Raw genomic sequence first — 17,187 nt, forward strand, 5'->3', positions numbered from 1 at the left:
ATCGTGACGCCTGCCGCTGGAGGGCCGAGTTCGGCCGATCCGGTCTGCCGATGAATGGTCCTGACGTAGCGTCAGTAACCCGCAATGTCCGATGCGGTGCCGGTCAGCGGGCCCGCAGGCCGTCGAAGACCACTTCGAAGATCCGCTGCTGGGCCGCCGGTTCGGTTCCGAGGAGTTCCATCGTCGTACTGGTGCCGGCGATCAAGGCGATCAGCTCCGGCAGGCGCAGCTCCGGGCGGACCGCGCCGGCCTGCTGCGCTCCGGTCAGCAGGCCGGCCAGTTGGGCCCCCGGGGCGCGAGAACCTCGCACCCCGGGCCGTCGAACCCCGGGCTGTCGACCTCGGGCTGTCGAACTCCGGCTCACCGGAGTCCGGTTCAGCCGTAGGTCACCCGTAGATCGTGAAGCTCACGTCGGCCTGGCCCGCATACGCGTTGCTCAGGGTGAAGAGACGGGTGCTCGGACCGAACACACCGAACGTCGTCCGGCCCTTGCCCAGCCAGTCGCCGACCACGGGGAGGTCGCCCTTGACGCCGTAGGTGGCGGTCGACACGCTGCCGTCGTCGTGACGCAGGACGAACAGGTTCGGGTCGCCCGGGTTCCGACCGGGGCGGAACAGCCCGAACTGGGCGTGGCCCACGCCGTCCCAGTCGCCCACCACGGGGAGGTCCCCGGCGTCGCCGAAGGGCATCGTGGTCACCGAGCCGTCGTCGTGCCGGACGGCCAGCGTGCCGATGCTCGGGCGGTAGATGCCCAGCTGGTCGTGCCCGTTGCGGTCCCACGCGCCGACGGCCGGGATGTCGCCCGGGTCACCGAACTGCACTGCGGAGACCGAGCCGTCGTTGTGCTTCAGGGCGAAGGTGCCGGTGCTCGGGCGGTAGATGCCCAGCCGGCACCGGCAGGCGTTGTCCCACGCGCCGACCACGGGGACGTCGCCCGGGCTGCCGAACGTCCAGATCGTGCCGGCCTGGGCCGACGACTTCTGGGTGGACAGCGCCCAGCGCCCGTTGTCGAAGAGGCCGAGGTGGGTGCTGGGGCCGGCGAAGCTGCCGGTGAACGGCACGCCCGCCAGGGGACCGTGGACGTACTGCTGCACCGACGCGCCGGCGGAGCGGCCGTGGTCGTCGGTGACGGTCTCGGTCACCGTGTAGGTGCCGGAGACGGCGTAGTCGTGCGTCAGGCCGTTCGGCGGAGCCGAGCCGTCGCTCACCACGGGGGCGGATCCGTCGCCGAAGTCCACCGTGTAGCGGCTCACCGGCCAGGGGCCGTCGCTCTTGTCCGTGACCTTGATCCGGGCGACGGTGTCGTCGTCCTGGGCGACCGACAGGCGGGCCGAGATGGGGCCGGCCGGAGCGATGTTCACCGTGCTGACCGAGGTACGGGTCAAGCCGGTCTCACTGGTGGCGGTGAGCGTCACCGTGTAGGGACCGGCGGTCGGGTAGTCGTGGTCGATCTCGACGGTTCCGGGGTCCGCCCACACCGGCTGGCTGCCGTCGCCGAAGTCCAGGCGAGCGCCGGCCGGGGCCCAGCCCCCCGTGTAGGCGTAGCCGATCCGGGCCTGCAGCGGGTGCCCGGCGCGGGCGTAAGGCGTCGTCCAGACCGAGGCGGACATGGTGTCCTGGAGCTCGACCGCGCCACGGTCGACGAAGCCGGTTCCGGTTCCGGTGTCGGCGATCTTCGGGTGGTCGGCCCGCGGCCGGCCATAGACATCGCTGTCCAGCATGCCGGGCGCGGACTCGTCGGCCGCGTCCGTCACGCCCTGGGCGGCGACCGGCGCGTACTGCACGACGCCGAAACCACTGGCGCGGTACCCGAGCTGGGGGTCGGCGCCGTAGTCGTGCACGCCCTGGCCGGTGGTCTTGAACGCGTACGGGTTCGCGTAGGTCGCGCCGCCCCAGGAGTACCCGGACCCGCCGATGGCGGGCGCCACGACGTTGTAGTCGGCCTTGGTGCCGGCGGTCGAACCCGCCGACACCGTCAGGTTGGCGTACGGCGACTGCAGGCCGTTCGCACAGGAGAAGGCCGGGAGCTTGGAGATGATGTTGTTCTCGACCGTCGCGCCCGAGGAGTTCCCGGCCAGCGACAGGTCGCTCCCGCAGTTCTGCGCGAAGGTGTTGCTCACCACCACCGTGCCCGGGGCATCGGTGACCAGCACGCCCTCCGCCGGGTTGTTGGTCACCTGGTTGGTGGTGATGACCGTCCCGGTGACGCCGGCGTCGACGGCCACACCGGCCGTGCCCACGTCACTGATGACGTTGCGGCTCAGCGTGACGGCCGTGCTCCGGCCGACGATGCGCACACCCGGGGCCGCGTTCGGGTACGCGCGGACGCCGTTGGAGACGGGGTTGCCGGCGGCCACGCTGTTGCGGTCCAGCACGATCCGCTCGGAGTCCTGGACGAGCACGCCCTCCTGCGGGCCTCCGATCGCCAGACCGGTCACCGTGACGTCGTGCACACCGGCGAGGACGAAGCCGTGCGGAGCGGGCTGCGTACCGGCGGTCCAGGACCGCACGCCGACCGGGACGGTCCCGGACAGGTGGACCAGCTCACCGCTGAACGTGATCGGCTTGCCGGGCAGCCCGGACCGCCTGACCGTGACCTGCTCCTCGTAGCCGCCGCGGCCCGGCGCGATCCGGACGGTCTGACCAGGCTGCGCGGCGTCGGCGGCGGCCTGGATGGTGCAGTACGGCTGTGCGCTCGTGCCCGCGCCGGTGTCCGAGCAGTTGGCGTGGGAGGCGTTGTCGACGTAGAGCACGCCGGAGTCGGCGGAGTCGGCGTGGGCGAGCGGCGGCAGTACGGCGCCGGCGACCGCGGAACTCGCGACGGCGACGGCCAGGCCGACGCGGCGTCGGATGGGCACAGTGGGTCTCCTTGGGAGTGATGTCTCGCTTGCGCGTCGGTTTCGATGGAGAGTGTGTTCGATTCGTGCCGACGGCGAGACGATCATTATCCAAGAGGCCTGTGACAACACCGCACGCGGGTGCCTCGACTACGGAGCCCCCGCGCCGCCCGCCGTCACCCGGTCGCACCGGCTGCGCCGCAGGTCAGACGGGGGAGCGACGCGGTGACGCTAGCGCAGCGGCCCGCACTCGTCGACGAGGACGGGCGGTGCCGACAGGAACACGCGGCCTCACCGCCCCGGGATGCCTTCGTCCATGACGTCCTGATCCACTGCACCGTGATCGCCGAACCACCCACCTCTTCCCGCTGGAGGACAGGGGACGATCGGACGGGCCGAGTCGTCGGCCGATTCAGGGCCCCCGGCCCCCCGGGCGGCGGCCGGCACCTCCAGCTCGTGGGGGCGCTTCGATCTGGTCGAGGACATCGCCGCCCGTTGCGTTCGGGTCCGCGCGGCCGCTTTCATGGGGGCATGATCACCATTCATCTGAAGTACGAGATCGACGCCGACAAGCTGGCGGACTTCGAGGAGTACGGTCGCCGCTGGGTCGGGCTCGTCAACCGGTTCGGCGGGACGCACCACGGCTACTTCCTGCCGAGCGAGGGAGACAGCGACATCGCCTACGCCCTCTTCTCCTTTCCCGGCTTCGCCGCGTACGAGCGGTACCGCACGGACAGCATGACCGACCCGGAGTGCCAGGCGGCCTTCGAACTGGCCCGGAGCACCGGCTGCATCAAGCGGTACGAGCGCCGTTTCCTGCGCCCGCTGGACGTCACCTCCTAGGCCGGGGAAGGGGTTTGAACCGGCTGCCCCGGACGCCAGGGCGATCGGGGCAGACCGGCGGACCGACTTCACGTCCGGCTCGTTGACGAGCGCGATGTGCCCGGCCCGGCCCGGGTCGGCTTCGGTGCAGGGCGGCGTCGTCACGCAGGCGCTCTGCACCGCCCCAAGGGTGGGGCGCGGGCTCGGTGGGCGGCGGCTCGGTGGTCATGAGGGCGAGCGGCCCGGGTGGTGGTGCGCCGACGTGTCCGGAGCGACGACCCGCGACGTACGGACGGGGCTAGGGAGCGCTCGTCCCCGGGCGGGCCTTGCTCATCTTCGTCGCCCTGGCCTGCGCCCAGCGCAGGAGCAGGACGGCGACCACCACCGCCATCAGGGCGGCCTTGCCGACCGGGACGACCGTCCCGCCGCGCAGGGCGGTGGAGAACATCGGCGTCAGCACCGCCACCGCCACGGCAGGCCCGGCCGCGTACCAGGCGGCGAACAGCAGCGGGCCCGTCCCGCCGCCCGCGCCCTGGGCCGGGGACAGCATCAGGTCCTTGCGCAGCATCCCGCGGCAGGCGTTCACCAGCCCCGCGGCGACCAGTGCCGGCGCGGCGGCCGGGGCGAGCCAGGCGGCCGGGCCGCTGCCCGCGGCCAGCAGCGCCCCGGCGCAGGCCAGCCCCAGCAGGAGCCCCGCCACGGTCGGGACGATCGCGTGGCGCAGCATCAGGGCGGCGAACGGATAGGGCGACCAGGAGGCCCGCCGGACGTCGTCCGTCTCGATCCGGGCCGGCTCCAGCAGCTGTGCCACGGCCAGGTAGCCGAACACCAGGGCGGCGGCGGTGGTCAGCCAGGACAGCCCACCGGTGGCGCCGTGCGCGAGGACGGCGCAGAGCAGCGCGGGCACCGCCAGCACCACCGCGCGACCCAGCCGGGCGGGCGAGCGCAGCAGGGCGAGGGTGTCCCGCCACGGCACGACCTGCCACGCCCGCCGGGGCGCCGGCAGCCGGAGCCTGCGCTGCCGGTCGCTGCCGTTGGCGCTGTTCACGGCCAGTCGTGCGCTGCGCAGCTCGACCGTGCGGAGCGCGGCCAGCACCCCGGCGGCCGTCCTGGCCCGCTCCCGCAGCCGGGCCAGTGGCACCGTCGCGGCGGCCCGGTCGGCGAGCGCCAGGGCGGCGACGGTCGACAGCAACAGCAGTGCGGCGGCCACCCAGCCGCCCGCCACGGCGGCCGGCGTCGGCGCCACGGCGGCGATCGCGGCCCAGCCCCACGGCCCCGACCACAGTTCGACCAGCTCCAGCCAGTGCACCGGGTGTCCGGCGACGGCCAGCGCGCTCTGGCCGGCCAGCGCGATGATCAGCACGGTCAGGTACGGAGTGAGCCGGCGCACCCAGCGGGCGGCGCGGTCGCTGCGCTCCACGACCAGCGCGGCGCAGGTGGCCAGCAGCGGTACGCAGAGCCCCCCGAGCAGGCACCAGCCGAGTGCGGCCGGCAGGCCGACCCGAACGGTCAGCCCGAGCGCGACCATGCCGCCGACCGCCGCCACCAGGCCGGGGAAGGCGGCCACGGCGCAGGACAGCCAGAACCACGGACGGAGCACCGGGCGGGGCCGGACGGGGTGGATCAGCAGCCAGTCGGTCGCCGCCCGGGGCGGCACTACCGGGCCGCGCCACAGGCCGTCCCGGACCAGCAGGACGAAGGTGAGCAGCCCGATCGCGGTGATCCCGGCGGGCATGGCGGCGAGCAGATCGCCGCCGTGGCCGGTGTAGTCGGCGCCCATGGAGGCCTGGAGGAACAGGCCGAGGCTGGGCACGCCGCCCCAGATGATCAGGATGAGGACCACGCAGTAGACCGCGAAGCCGACCGACTTGGCACGGTTGCGCCGGTGGGGGGCCCGCAGGGCGCGGAGCAGGGCGAGCGTCTCGTCGGTCCAGTCGTCGTCGTCCGTCCAGGCCTCGACGGCGAGGTCGCGGTCGGCCTCCGGGTGGGTCGTGGTCACCGGGCACCCGCCGAGCCGGCGGCGGTGCGGGCCGCGAGATCCGCTGCCAGGACCTTGCGGGTCGCGCCCTGCTTCAGGATCTTGCCGTCCTCCAGCACCACCACCCGGTCGGCCACGTCCAGGGCGAGGTCGGTGTGGTGGGTGACCAGGAGCACCGCGACGCCGTCGGCCAGCTCCGCCCTGAGCAGGTCGGCGAGGTGTCGGCGGGCGTCCGGGTCGAGCCGCTGCTCGGGCTCGTCCAGCAGCAGCAGGTCGCGCGGTCGCACCAGCGCGCACGCCAGCAGCAGGGCCTGCATCTGTCCGGAGGAGAGGGCCGAGGGCAGCGCGTCGGCCCGTGCCGTGAGCATCCGGTCGGTCAGTACCTGGGAGACCCAGTCGGGCGCGTCGGCGACCCCGTGCGCGACCGCGACCAGGAGCAGGTGCTCGCGGACGGTCAGGTCGGGGTAGCAGGCGACGGTGTCGCCGACCACCGCCACCCGGGCCCGGACCCGGGGGTCGTTCTCGTCCATCGGGATGCCGTCGAAGACCACGGTGCCCTTGCTGGGGGCGTCGCGTCCGGCCGCGACCCTGAGCAGGGTCGACTTGCCCGATCCGTTGTGGCCGAGCAGTGCCACGCACTCTCCGGCGGCCAGCGACAGGCTCACGGGGTGCAGCACCTCCCGCTCGCCGTACGAGCGGCTGACGCCGGTCAGCTGCAGCAGGGGCTTGCGAGCCGCGGCACGTGGTTCGGCGGCGTTCTTGGCCATGGGGAGGGCGCCTCTCGACGGGGTGTCCGGCCACAGTACCGATCCACCGGCGGCCACCCGGGTGAGGGTGGCGCCGGCCCGGAGCCGGTGCGGACGTCGCGCCCGGTTCGGCCCGCGGTGGGCGTGGAGCGCACCGGGGGCCACCCGCCCGCCCGCGGTGCGCCCACGCGCGCCGGTCAGGCGGGGTCGATGACCACGATCGGGATCTCGCGGTCGGTCCTGGCCTGGTACTCGTCGTACGCGGGCCAGTGGCCCACCATGACCGGCCAGAAGGCGGCCCGCTCCGCGGCGGTGGCGGTGCGCGCGGTGCCCTGGACGATCGTCGGGCCGACCTGGATACGGACCCGGGGGTCGGCAGTGAGGTTCCGGTACCACAGGGGCGCGTCGTCGGCCCCGCCCTTGGAGGCGACGACGAGGTAGCGGCCGCCGTCCTCGCCGTAGATGAGCGGAGTGCGGACGGCCTGCCCGGAGACCCGGCCGACGGTGGTCAGCAGGAGGGTCTGGGTGCCCTTCCAGTGCTGCCCCTCGGCGCCGTTCGAGCCCACGTACTGCTTGACGTGGTCCAGCTGCCAGGTGCCCGGCGCGGGGTCCTTGGGGTGGTCCCAGTCGATGTCGGTCACGGTGTCCGCCTGCCTTCGTGTGGAATGGGTCGACAGTTTCGACAACGACTGCCGACGCCTCCGGGCACGGTCGCCCCGGGCCACTGGTCCGGGAGAACCTGCGGGGGCACAGCGACGGGGCACAGCGACGGGGCACAGCGACGGGGCGACCCAGGGGTGCCGCGGGGGACCGGGGAACCTGCCCCGCCCCGCCCGGCCCCGCACGGTGCGGCGCGAGCTCACGCCGCGCCATCAGCCTCGGAGCGGGACCGGCCGCGGTGCTGCGGGGAGGCAACGGTGGCGCCCGGTCGGGTGCCGCGGCGGTGGGGCCTCCCGACGACTCGAAGGGAGGCCCCACCGCTTCTCTCCTACGCCCCCGCCGACCGCGACAGCTGCCGCGCCGTGTCGAGCGATCCGAGAGGGTGCGGAGCGGTGCGCGCGCCGGTCGGCGCAGGGGGGCCGAGGAGCGTCGCGGGCTTCGCCAGGTCGACGGAGCCGGGACGCTGGATCGTGAGTTCGAAGTCCTGAAGCGCCTTGGCGCCCAGGGCCGGCGGCAGGTGGATGCGCCCGTCCCCGAGCATGCGCCGGATCCGCGCGCGGCTCAGCCCGAGCCCGAGCGCGAGGAGCCGCTCGACGCGGATCGGCGCGGGCAGCTCGAAGGTGACCAGCACCCTGAGCGGGGTCGGGTCGTCGAGCGCGTAGAGGGGCGTGCGGGTCTCCAGGCCCCAGGTGCCGGTCCAGTCGAGGCGGTATCCGGTCTTCGCGGCGAGTGCCGCACTGATCGTCAACTCCCGCACCACGGCGGGATCATTGGTCTCGTACGCCACCCGGCGGGCGGGCTCCAGCGACGAGACGTGGACGCGCTCGTGGACGGGCACCTTGGACGTCCGGTCGCACCCCGCGCAGCTCAGGAGGAGCCAGACGTCGAGGAGCTTGCCGTTCGCGTTGACGCGGATCTTGCCCGACGGACGGTGACGCGTGCTGGAGCAGTCCGGGCACTCGCGCACGATGGTGGGCAGGGCGGACTGGCGCACGGCCCACAGGGCCTTGCGGTCGGTATGCATGGAGGTGATTGCTTTCAGGACTCGGCAGGAGCTCTCGCAGGCGGTGCTGCGGCTCCTGGATCTGACGGATGCACACGCGGGCGCGACTGATCGCCTCGGGGCCGAGCCATCAGGCTCCGAGATCGATCGCGCGACAGGGTGGTTCTCGCTACGTGGCAGCCGTTACAGGTCCATGCGGGCGATCCTGTCGAGGTCACCGCTCGAAGGCAAGCCGTTTTCCGTCGGCCTGGGCCTGGGCCTGGGCCTGGGCCGGAGACAGGTGCGGGTGCGGGTGGGGCGTCAGATCGCCGGCAGCGCACGGGGCTTCGGACGTCGCGGCAGTCCGGGCGGCGTGCAGTGGAACCGGGGGAGGAGGTAGCGGCGGCTCAGTCGAACCGGATGTGCTTCACACCCGTCCACGTCCGCCGAAGGCGTCCGCGGAGCGCGCTGTCGGTGTTCGGGGCGAGCGTCAGCCCGGAGGCGGCGGCGATGTGCTCGGCGACCTGAGCGACGGTGAGGCGGTCGGTCCACAGGTGCTCGGCGAACTCGTCCTGGCGCAGGCGCTCCAGGCACACGTCGAGTTTCGACAGGGCGAAACTCTCCCGGCGCGGAGCGGCGTCCTTCCCGGCGACGAACTGCACGACGTGCCCGAAGCCGCGCTCGCGCAGCCGTCGCAGCACCGTCGCCCGCTCCGCCAGCAACGCGAAGTGCCGAACGTCGTGGCCGCGCTCCCGCAGCCGACCGACGGTCTCGCGGAGGTACGCCGGTTCCACGACCGTCATCGGCGCGATCACCACGCCGTCGTGCTCGGTCAGAGCACGGTCCAGCACCTCGAACACTCCCTGCCGCCAGGCGGGAAGGTCCTGGAAGTCCCCGCGCAGCGAGGGCGGCATCATCCGGTGCAGGCCGAAACCCACGTGCTCGGGGTCGCAGATGACGCTGCCCGCCAGCCGCCGCCGGATCTCGTGCGCGGTCTGCGTCTTGCCCCCGCCGAAGGGGCCGTTGATCCACAGGAGCATGCGCCGACCCTACTGCGCCCGACGCGGCAGCGGGGAGCGCGGCGGTCAGGGAACGGGCACCGCCCGCCCCCGCTCCGGTCGGGGAGTCGGGAGCGGCGGCGGGCGGTGGTCCGGGGCGGGGTCGGTCAGTCGATGGACCAGTGCTGCAGGGCGGAGCCGGTGTCGGGCTGCTGGGTCACCTTGGCGCCGTTGGCGGCCGAGGCGGCGGTGACGAGCAGGCCGGTGGCGGCGGAGGCGATGGTGTACTGGTCGTTGTCGCCGGGGGTGATCTTCCAGCGCTGACCGGTCTGGTTGTCGCAGGCCCGCTGGACGACGGCGCCGCCGGCGGCGCCGGTCGCCTCGGCGCACTTGCCGGACGACTTGTTGGTCATGGTGTAGGAGCCGTCGGGCTGGGGGGCGAAGGTCCAGGTCTGGTTGGGGCCGCGGTTCGGCGACCACAGCACCGGTGCGGTGCCGTCGGTGGTGGAGCCGCCGGGGTTGTCGAGCGCCTTGCCCCCGGTCTCGACGCTGTGCGCGCCCGGCACCGTCTTCACGACGCCGGGCCAGGGGATGCCGTGGGCGGCGTAGTAGCCGATCCCGGCGGCGGTCCAGCGGGGGCCCTGCTGGGCCAGGCGCTGGCGGAAGCTGTTCCAGTCATGGGCGGATCGGGGGCTCCAGCCGACCTCCGCGAGCGCGGGGAGGCGGGGGAAGCTCATGTAGTCGGCGTAGTCCTGCGGTGCGGGCCAGCGGGTGTCCGGGGTCGGCAGGCCGTTACTGCCCTCGTAGGCACGGTCGGCCCAGAGGGCGGCCTCGACGCCGGCGATCCTCTTGGCCGGGACGACCGAGCCGGTGCCGTCGGGCTTGGCGGTGCTGGTCGTCGGGTCCCACTCGTAGGCGCGCTGCACCGACACGTAGCCGGACCAGCTCAGGCCGTACGGGGTGGCGACCTCGTACTTCATGTCCAGGTAGGCGTGGTCGGACGGGGACATCACGAACTTGGCGCCCTGCGCGACCCCCTGGCGGACCTCGCGGATGCTCTTGGTCTCCTCGGCGGTGCCGATGCTCTCCCGGTCCTCGTCCTCACCCCAGTACTGCAGGAGGCTGTTGGCGGGGACGCTGGACTGGCCGAGCTGGTGCCAGCCCATCACGGTCTTGTCGCGGCCGGTGGTGGCCGAGGTGGCCGCCTTGACGTAGGCGGCGTACTCCTCCGGGGACGCGTCCGGGGTCTCGTCGCCGCCGAGGTGGATGTAGGGGCCGGGCGTGAGCTTGGCGACCTCCTTGATGACCTTCGCCAGGAAGCGCCTGGTGTTTCCGATGTGGGCCGCGTCCTCCAGACAGTAGAGGCTGATGCCGACGTCGAAGCCCGAGTAGGGGGCCTTCGCCTTGTCATCGCAGTTCAGGCCCGGTACCGACGCGAGGGCGGCTTCCGTGTGGCCGGGTCCGTCGATCTCGGGCACCACGGTCATGAAGCGGGACGTGGCGTAGGAGACGATCTCCTTGTAGTCCGCTGCCGAGTAGTACCAGTCGCTGCCGCCGGTGAAGCCGCTCTGCGTACTGGCGCCGATCGAGGTCAGCTCCGGCATGCCGTCGATGGCGATGCGCCACCCCTGGTCGTCCGTCAGGTGCAGGTGGAGGGTGTTGATCTTGTACGCGGCCGCCTCGTCGATGTAGCGCTTGACCTGGGCGACGGGGTAGAAGCGGCGGGCGACGTCCAGCATCACGCCGCGGTACTCGTAGCGGGGCGAGTCGGAGATCTTCGCGGGTGACACCGTCCACGCACGGGACTGCCTGGTGGGGGACTCGACCGCGGCGGGGAGCAGCTGCCGGAGCGTCTGCACGCCGCGGAACAGGCCCTGGGCGCCGTGCGCCCTGACGACGACACCGCGCTCGTCGGAGGTGAGGGTGTAGCCCTCGTCCCCCAGGCTCTTGGGGCCGTCGGGATCGAGCACGATCGCGTTCTTCGGCGCCCGGTCGTCCTTGACCACCGCGAGGTTGTAGCCCGTGGCGGGGGCCAGCAGCTGGGCGAGGTAGGTGCCGACTCCCACCGCCGCCGAGTCCCGGGAGAGGACGGCGATGCGGGTCTGCGGGGTGAGGGTGAACCCGGCGCCCGCCACTGCCTGCTGCGAGACCGGCTGCGGTACCAGGGCGTAGGGGGCGGGGTTGGTGGTGGGAGGAGCGGCGGCGGCCTGGGAGAGCGTGGCCGTGAGCGGGAGGGTGACGACGGCTGTGGCGAGTGCGACGAGGCGTCTGCCTCGTCGGTGCGACCTGCGCATGTTGACTCCTCGGGCAAGAAGGCACGGGACCGAACACCGGGTGGACGGTCGGGGAGGCGCGTGTGGTGTGTCGGCGGGGGCGGTGACTCGGGGCTCGGCAGCTGGTGTCGGGCCACCGAGGCGTCCCCCCGGCGCTGCGCCGGTGGGCGGGGCGCCGGATCTCCTGCCGCGCCGGGTGCCGCTCGGCGGGGCGGCGGCATCGGGCACGTGACGCAAGAGCGCGCCGAATCTGCTTCTGGATGATTGGACAGAGTGCCTTGTGAGCAGCTTTAACCATGAAGGTGTCAGGGAGGTCAAAAGGTGTCAAGGCCTACGCGGTCGTAGCTTGTCGTTCGTGGGCGGCGCTGCCGCGAGGGCCGTCGGAGCCCCCGGGGCGCCCTCGGAACCGCGGCCGATCGGTACCGGCCCGCCGACTCGGGGAGCTGCGCCGTTCCGGCGTCACAACCGTGGCCCGCCGGTTCGGCGAGCAGCGTCGTCCCCCCACGTCATCACCGTGGCCTGTCGGATGTACGGTACGCCTCCGCGCCCCGCCGACGTCGAAACCGTGCGGGATCCCCGCCGCCCCCGCCCCCGCGAGCGCGTCGCGGGGGCGCAGGGTTCCGGCCTCCTCTGTGACGGATCATGCGCTCAATATCGATAGATGGATCAGACGGCATCAGGCCGGTGTGAGCAGACGGGTCTCGGCGGCGGGCAGGCCCTTGACCCACCAGTGGTCGTAGCGCCGGTAGACCCGCGGGTCGCGGTCGGCGAGGAAGGCGAACAGCGCACCGGCCTCCGCGGCCAGCGCCTCCCAGACCTCCTCCGGGAGGGGGTGGAAGGCGGTGGCCTCGATCCCCGCGTCGACGCTCCGCCAGACGCCGGCGACGTGGCCGTCGACCAGCAGGGTCGGCAGCACGTCCCCGTTCACCCGGATCACCAGCTTGCGGTAGGCGGCCGGGAGGACCCGGCTGCGGTCGGCGTAGACCAGCAGGGTGCTGTCCCACATCGGCAGGAGCCTGGGCGGAGCCGGGGTGTCCTCGTCCGGCCGGGGCGCGCCGGGGAGGTCGAACAGCACCGTGCCGTCGGGGCCCTCCAGCTCTTCGAGTTCGTCGCGGAGTGCCTGCACGGCCTTTCTGGCGCGGGCCCGTTGGATCATGGCGAACTGCGCCATGTCCGCCACCGAGGCCGGGCCGAAGCCCTCCAGGTAGCGGCGGATCAGCGGCCCCGTGCTGTCGAGGACGGCATCCGGGTCGGTCAGCACCGGCCGCGTGGCGGCGGCGACGTACGACGGCCGGGGGGTGAACGACCAGGGCCCGCCGGCGGGCACGTGCCACAGTGGCGCGTACTGCCGCAGCATCCGCCACGCCGGGAGCTCGACCGGTGTGCCGCGGCGTTCGCCGAGCCAGGCCTGGGCCTCGGCGCCGGTCCGCGGCCGGTCGGCGAAGTCCAGCAGCTCGGGAAGCAGGGCGTCGGCGTCGGCGGCGGTCAGCCCGGACGCCGTGAAGCGCGCGTCGCCGATCCTGGAGGCGCGCAGGGCCGGCTCCACGGCCTCGCGGAAGGCCCGGTAGTCCTCGCGGTGGACCAGGTGCAGCGTGATCCGCATCAGCGTCGACCGCACCACCCGCAGCCCGGCCACGGCGCTGTCGAGTCCGGCCGGGTCGAATCCGCTGATCCGGTTCCACAGTGCCAGGTAGGGCGAGGCGGGCTCCTGCGCCTGGAGGGCGACCACCCGCCGCACCGCGTCGGCGGCGTCGATCGGCTCCCGCGCCAGCAGCAACTGCCGGGCGAGGGTCGAGCGGTTGAGGGCGCGCGCCGTGATCACCATGCCCGCATTCTCCCGGCTCGCCGCTCCCCGGGAAACCCGCGGGCCGGGGCAGCCGACGAGAGGTGCCGGTACCGCCTCCCGCCCGGAGCGGCTGGTGGGCTCCCGGGAACGGTGAACGGGGCGGCGCCCGTCGGGGAGAATCGCGGCATGCGGATTCTGATCATCACCGCCGGGTCGCGCGGCGACGTCGCACCGTTCACGGGCCTGGGGCGACGCCTGCTGGACGCCGCACACGAGGTCGCCGTGGCGGCCCATCCGGCCTTCGCCGCACTCGTCGGCGGGTGCGGCCTCGGGTACCGGCCGCTGCCGGGGGACCCGGAGGAGCTGATCCGCGGCTGGTCCCGGGCGGCGTCGCGGGCGGAGGCCCGGGCGCTGACGAGGGCGTACGTGGACGGGCTCGCCGACGGTGTGGAGCGGGCCGTGGCGGACGGCACCGACCTGGTGCTCACCGCCTTCGCCCCGGCTCCGCTGAGCGAGACGGCCGGTGAGGCGCTCGGTGTGCCCGTCCTCGAGACCCACCTCGTACCGGCGTTCGCCACCCGGGAGTTCGCGCTGCCCGGTGCGACGGACGCCGACGGCCTGGGGCCGGAGGGCAACCTGGCCGCGGGCCACGACGTGGTGCGGCGCCGGGACCAGCTCTTCGCGGGCGCCGCGACCCGGCTGCGGTCCCGCCTCGGGCTGCCCGAAGCGGCACCGGCACCGTCCGAGGCCGACCGCCGCCCGGTCTTCGCCGGCTTCAGCCCCTCCGTGCTGCCGCGCCCGGCGGACTGGCCGACCCGGGTCGAGGTCCCGGGCTACTGGTGGCCCGCCCGGCCGGACGGCTGGCGGCCCCCGGCCGAGCTGGTCGACTTCCTCCAGGCCGGGCCGCCACCGGTGTTCATCGGGTTCGGCAGCATGGCCCCGGGTCACGGGGAACGGCTCAGCGACCTGGTGGCCGCGGCGGTGAAGCGGGCGGGGGTGCGCGCGGTGGTCCAGGCGGGCTGGGCCGACCTCGGCGGCGGTGGCGACGACGTCCTCGCCATCGGCGACGTACCGCACGACTGGCTCTTCCCCCGTACGGCCGCCGTCGTCCACCACGCCGGAGCGGGTACCACCGGGGCCGGGCTGCGCGCCGGGGTACCGGCCGTACCGGTCCCCGTCATGGCCGACCAGCCCTTCTGGGCGGACCGGCTGCACCGGCTGGGCGTCGCCCCGCTGGTGCTGCCGTTCGAGGAGCTGAGCGCCGAAGCCCTCGGGGCCGCGATCACGGCCTGTACGACCGAGCCGGTCCACCGGAGCCGCGCGGCCGAACTCGCCCGGCGGATCGCCACGGAGGACGGCGCCGCCCCGGTGCTCGCCCACATCGACACGGCGTACGGCCGGTGAGACCGGGACTCACCCTGGCCTCCTCGCGGTTGGCCGGAGCGTCCGCCGTCGCCGCGCGCTACGGGGCGGCGTAGCAGCGGACGGCGACCAGCTGCTCCGGGCTCCAGCGCTGTTCGACGGTGGCCAGCAGCCGCCAGCCGAGGCGTTCGTAGAGCGCGGCCGCGGCGGTGTCGGACGCCACCACGTCGAGCACCGGGTGCAGAGCGCGGGCCCGGGCCTCCTCGGCCGCCCGCGCCACCAGCAGCGCGCCGATCCCGCGGCCACGGGCGGACGGGGCGACGAACAGCCGGTTGACCACCGCCGTCCCGTCGACGCCCACCCCCGCCCGAGCGCTCCAGAGCCCCGGCGCCGCGTCGCCCGCGCCGCTGCGGGACAGGACGACATGGCCGGCGATCCGGCCGTCCAGCTCCGCCACCCACGAGCCGATGAGCGCGGGCGGCGTGAGCCATGACGTCGGCGCCTCGGGCCAGTTCACCGGGTAGCCGTCCCGCGCATGGACCTCCGCCAGGACCCGCACGCACGCGGCGAGGTCACGGTCGTCACGACACCGCACCCCCGGGGCGGTGCCCGGGCCGGACCCGCTCTCACTCCTCATCGCGGCATGGAACCACAGTCCGGCGCCCGTGACCAGCCGCTTTCTGCCGGTGCCGGGAGGGGGACGGGCGGCACACGCGTACGCTCGCGCCGCCTCACTCGGGACCGGGACCGTGCAGCTCCAGCCGCCACAGCGCCTCACTGAGCAGGTCCAGCCCCTGCCGCAGGTGGCGCCGGTAGGTGCCGTAGGGGAGGCCGAGCCGGCGGGCGGCGGCCTCCTGGGTGGGCGCACCGGAGAAGTAGCCCGCGGTCACGGCGTCGCGGGCGCGGACACCGCGCGGATCGCGGGCGAGGTCGTCGACGCTCCCGCGCAGCAGGGCGCGCAACTCCTCGACGGGCTCGCCGAAGTCGGCCGCCAGGCGGGTGCGGAGCAGCGCGCAGGCGGCGAAGGCGCCCGCGTCGCGCCAGTGCGTCAGGGCATCGCGGACGGCCTGGTCGAACGCGGCGCGCGAGACGCCCGACGGCCCGGCCCGGGTGGGCACGGCGGTGGCCGCTATGAAGTGGCGGAGCCAGGTCTCGACGGGCACCTGGCGCCAGTCGACCGCGAACAGGCCGTAGGTGTGCTCGCCGACCCGCGGCCGGGCGCCGGTGTCGGCGAGGCTGCCCCTGACGCGCGCCGACCACGTCTCGGCGTCCCGCCAGACGGCGAAGCCGTAGGCGCGGCCGCGGGCGCGGGCGGACTCCGCCTGGGCGCGGGAGCTGCTGAGGTCGATGACGCGCGAGGGCACCTGGTACCGCTCGGGGTAGACCGAGAAGCGGCTGACGCCGATGTGCTCGCCGGGCCGGACCGGCCCGGCGGACTCGGCGTACTCCCAGGCGGCCGCCACGACCGGGTCGGCGGCCAGGTCCTCAGGGTCGGCGGGGGCGGGCAGGGCGAGGCGGGCCGTGAAGGCCACGATGCGGCCGGTGCTCACCAGGCGGTAGACGCTGAAGGCCTGCGGCTGGCGCCGCGCCCAGTAGCGGACGAGCTCCGCGGAGGCCGGGCCCTCGGTCTGCTCGGCCATCCGCAGCACCGTGTCGAGGTCGTCCGGGTGGAGGGGCCGGTCGTGCACCTCGTCCTCGCGGGAGAAGGTGCGCAGGCGGGCGACCATCTCTCCGTCGCGGAAGAGGTAGAACAGCTCGTCGGTGACGGTCCAGACCCGCTCCTCGGGCGCCTCCCGCAGGACGCGCAGGTACTCCTCGGCCAGCCGCCGGCGCATCGTCACGAAGGCGTTGGGGGCCCGCCAGCGGAGGTCGGCGGCCAGCGTCTCGCGGGCGGCGTCGTGCGGGTGGAGCCCGCGGTGGGTGGACTCCATGAACGGCAGGTCGCGCAGCCAGGTGAAGAGCGGATGGGCGTCCTCCTCGGGCAGGACGGCGGCGAGCAGCTCCTCGGAGGTCGAGTAGGCCTGGGCGGCCAGCTCCAGCGCGCGGCGGTGGGCCGCCGTCGGCACCTCGCCGATCAGGCCCGACAGCAGGGTGCGCAGGACATCCGCCGAGGGCGCCCAGACCTCCTCCCTCGTCCAGTCCGCCATGCCGGACGCGGCCGCCAGGGAGAGCGCCAGCGGGTTGCCGCCGGCGAAGCGGAGCACCCGCTCCCGCAGTTCGGGCAGGACCTGCGCGGTGGTGAGCAGGCTCCGGGCCTGTTCCTCGGTGAACTGCCCCAGTTCGCTGACGTGGAGGAGTCCGGCCCAGGCGGGATCGGCCGCCCACTGCGGCTGGGGCGCGAGGCGGCCCGCCAGCACCACCAGGGTGTCGGCGGCGGCGCGGGGCAGGAAGCGCTGCCACAGCCAGCTCTCCAGCCACTGGCAGTGCTCGAACGAGTCGAGGAACAGCACCGTTCCGGGGACGGTCAGGAAGGAGGCGGCGACGCGTTCGAAGTCGGCCGGGTCCCGGCTGACGAAGCGGCCGTCCAGCTCCAGCAGGGGCCGTCCCGCCGCGCGGGCGTGGTCCGTCAGGCGGCGCAGCAGCGTCGACTTGCCGATGCCGCCCGGACCGGACAGGTAGAACGCGAACGGCGCCTGCGGGTCCCCGGCCAGGGCGCGCGCGAAGTGGTCGAGTTCCTCGTCGCGGCCGATGAAGGCCCGGACCCGGGCGCTGCTCAGCCGCTCTCCGACGGTTGCCATGTCGG

14 protein-coding genes are annotated in these 17,187 nt (G+C 74.1%); 3 read left to right on the forward strand and 11 right to left on the reverse strand.

Annotated elements, in window-relative coordinates:
* Positions 1-103 precede the first annotated feature (103 nt).
* Both ACZ34W_RS25515 and ACZ34W_RS25520 read right to left on the reverse strand, forming a co-directional pair.
* Entirely contained in the window at positions 104-310 is a 207-nt protein-coding gene (locus ACZ34W_RS25515) for an SbtR family transcriptional regulator (RefSeq protein ID WP_465607364.1), read from the reverse strand.
* Between the two features lie 76 nt (positions 311-386).
* Complete coding sequence (locus tag ACZ34W_RS25520) at positions 387-2,858, reverse strand: PKD domain-containing protein (protein ID WP_465607366.1); 2,472 nt, start codon at positions 2,856-2,858, stop codon at positions 387-389.
* A gap of 510 nt (positions 2,859-3,368) precedes the next feature.
* Here ACZ34W_RS25520 and ACZ34W_RS25525 point away from each other — a divergent pair.
* On the forward strand, positions 3,369-3,680 hold the full coding sequence (locus ACZ34W_RS25525) for an NIPSNAP family protein (RefSeq protein ID WP_329485390.1): 312 nt from the start codon (positions 3,369-3,371) through the stop codon (positions 3,678-3,680).
* 277 nt (positions 3,681-3,957) lie between these two features.
* On the opposite strand, the gene ACZ34W_RS25530 is transcribed toward ACZ34W_RS25525, so the two are convergent.
* From ACZ34W_RS25530 to ACZ34W_RS25545, 4 genes are all read right to left on the reverse strand, one after another.
* A complete protein-coding gene (locus ACZ34W_RS25530) occupies positions 3,958-5,658 on the reverse strand; it encodes a hypothetical protein (RefSeq protein ID WP_465607368.1) in 1,701 nt (566 codons plus the stop codon).
* A complete protein-coding gene (locus tag ACZ34W_RS25535; RefSeq protein ID WP_329485388.1) occupies positions 5,655-6,404 on the reverse strand; it encodes an ABC transporter ATP-binding protein in 750 nt (249 codons plus the stop codon). The genes ACZ34W_RS25530 and ACZ34W_RS25535 overlap by 4 nt, the downstream gene beginning before the upstream one ends.
* A gap of 176 nt (positions 6,405-6,580) precedes the next feature.
* Positions 6,581-7,024 (reverse strand): nitroreductase family deazaflavin-dependent oxidoreductase, encoded by a 444-nt coding sequence (locus ACZ34W_RS25540; RefSeq protein ID WP_465607370.1) that lies wholly within the window; start codon positions 7,022-7,024, stop codon positions 6,581-6,583.
* A gap of 347 nt (positions 7,025-7,371) precedes the next feature.
* Positions 7,372-8,067: a DUF1062 domain-containing protein gene (locus ACZ34W_RS25545; protein WP_465607372.1), complete on the reverse strand. Its 696-nt coding sequence runs from the start codon at positions 8,065-8,067 to the stop codon at positions 7,372-7,374.
* Between ACZ34W_RS25545 and ACZ34W_RS25550 the strand changes: the two genes are divergently transcribed.
* The gene (locus ACZ34W_RS25550; protein ID WP_465607374.1) at positions 8,066-8,425 is read left to right on the forward strand and encodes a hypothetical protein; all 360 of its coding nucleotides are present in this window, start codon (positions 8,066-8,068) and stop codon (positions 8,423-8,425) included. The genes ACZ34W_RS25545 and ACZ34W_RS25550 overlap by 2 nt on opposite strands.
* 7 nt (positions 8,426-8,432) lie before the next feature.
* On the opposite strand, the gene ACZ34W_RS25555 is transcribed toward ACZ34W_RS25550, so the two are convergent.
* The 3 genes from ACZ34W_RS25555 to ACZ34W_RS25565 all read right to left on the reverse strand — a co-directional run bounded on the left by ACZ34W_RS25555 (position 8,433) and on the right by ACZ34W_RS25565 (position 13,121).
* Positions 8,433-9,065, reverse strand: coding sequence for an AAA family ATPase (locus tag ACZ34W_RS25555; RefSeq protein WP_465607376.1), 633 nt, complete (start codon positions 9,063-9,065; stop codon positions 8,433-8,435).
* Between the two features lie 125 nt (positions 9,066-9,190).
* Entirely contained in the window at positions 9,191-11,317 is a 2,127-nt protein-coding gene (locus tag ACZ34W_RS25560; RefSeq protein WP_465607378.1) for a family 20 glycosylhydrolase, read from the reverse strand.
* A 655-nt stretch (positions 11,318-11,972) separates the two neighbouring features.
* Positions 11,973-13,121: a winged helix DNA-binding domain-containing protein gene (locus ACZ34W_RS25565; protein WP_465607380.1), complete on the reverse strand. Its 1,149-nt coding sequence runs from the start codon at positions 13,119-13,121 to the stop codon at positions 11,973-11,975.
* Positions 13,122-13,268: 147 nt separating this feature from the next.
* Here ACZ34W_RS25565 and ACZ34W_RS25570 point away from each other — a divergent pair, with 147 nt between their 5' ends.
* The gene (locus ACZ34W_RS25570) at positions 13,269-14,486 is read left to right on the forward strand and encodes a glycosyltransferase (protein WP_465607382.1); all 1,218 of its coding nucleotides are present in this window, start codon (positions 13,269-13,271) and stop codon (positions 14,484-14,486) included.
* Between the two features lie 58 nt (positions 14,487-14,544).
* Here the strand turns inward: ACZ34W_RS25570 and ACZ34W_RS25575 are convergent, their stop codons facing one another.
* Positions 14,545-15,081 carry a GNAT family N-acetyltransferase gene (locus ACZ34W_RS25575; RefSeq protein WP_465607384.1) on the reverse strand — a complete coding sequence of 179 codons (537 nt, stop codon included), beginning with the start codon at positions 15,079-15,081 and terminating at the stop codon, positions 14,545-14,547.
* 94 nt (positions 15,082-15,175) lie between these two features.
* Positions 15,176-17,182, reverse strand: a complete 2,007-nt coding sequence (locus ACZ34W_RS25580; protein ID WP_465607386.1) for an ATP-binding protein — start codon at positions 17,180-17,182, stop codon at positions 15,176-15,178.
* Positions 17,183-17,187: the final 5 nt, after the last annotated feature.

It is taken from the genome of Kitasatospora sp. NPDC022856 (genome assembly GCF_055561235.1).

Bases quoted from the DNA above. Each gene is read 5' to 3' on its own strand.
- ACZ34W_RS25525 (WP_329485390.1), top strand. From the start codon at position 3,369: ATGATCACCATTCATCTGAAGTACGAGATCGACGCCGACAAGCTGGCG.
- ACZ34W_RS25535 (WP_329485388.1), bottom strand. From the start codon at position 6,404: ATGGCCAAGAACGCCGCCGAACCACGTGCCGCGGCTCGCAAGCCCCTG.
- ACZ34W_RS25550 (WP_465607374.1), top strand. From the start codon at position 8,066: ATGGAGGTGATTGCTTTCAGGACTCGGCAGGAGCTCTCGCAGGCGGTG.
- ACZ34W_RS25545 (WP_465607372.1), bottom strand. From the start codon at position 8,067: ATGCATACCGACCGCAAGGCCCTGTGGGCCGTGCGCCAGTCCGCCCTG.
- ACZ34W_RS25555 (WP_465607376.1), bottom strand. From the start codon at position 9,065: ATGCTCCTGTGGATCAACGGCCCCTTCGGCGGGGGCAAGACGCAGACC.
- ACZ34W_RS25560 (WP_465607378.1), bottom strand. From the start codon at position 11,317: ATGCGCAGGTCGCACCGACGAGGCAGACGCCTCGTCGCACTCGCCACA.
- ACZ34W_RS25565 (WP_465607380.1), bottom strand. From the start codon at position 13,121: ATGGTGATCACGGCGCGCGCCCTCAACCGCTCGACCCTCGCCCGGCAG.
- ACZ34W_RS25570 (WP_465607382.1), top strand. From the start codon at position 13,269: ATGCGGATTCTGATCATCACCGCCGGGTCGCGCGGCGACGTCGCACCG.
- ACZ34W_RS25575 (WP_465607384.1), bottom strand. From the start codon at position 15,081: ATGAGGAGTGAGAGCGGGTCCGGCCCGGGCACCGCCCCGGGGGTGCGG.
- ACZ34W_RS25580 (WP_465607386.1), bottom strand. From the start codon at position 17,182: ATGGCAACCGTCGGAGAGCGGCTGAGCAGCGCCCGGGTCCGGGCCTTC.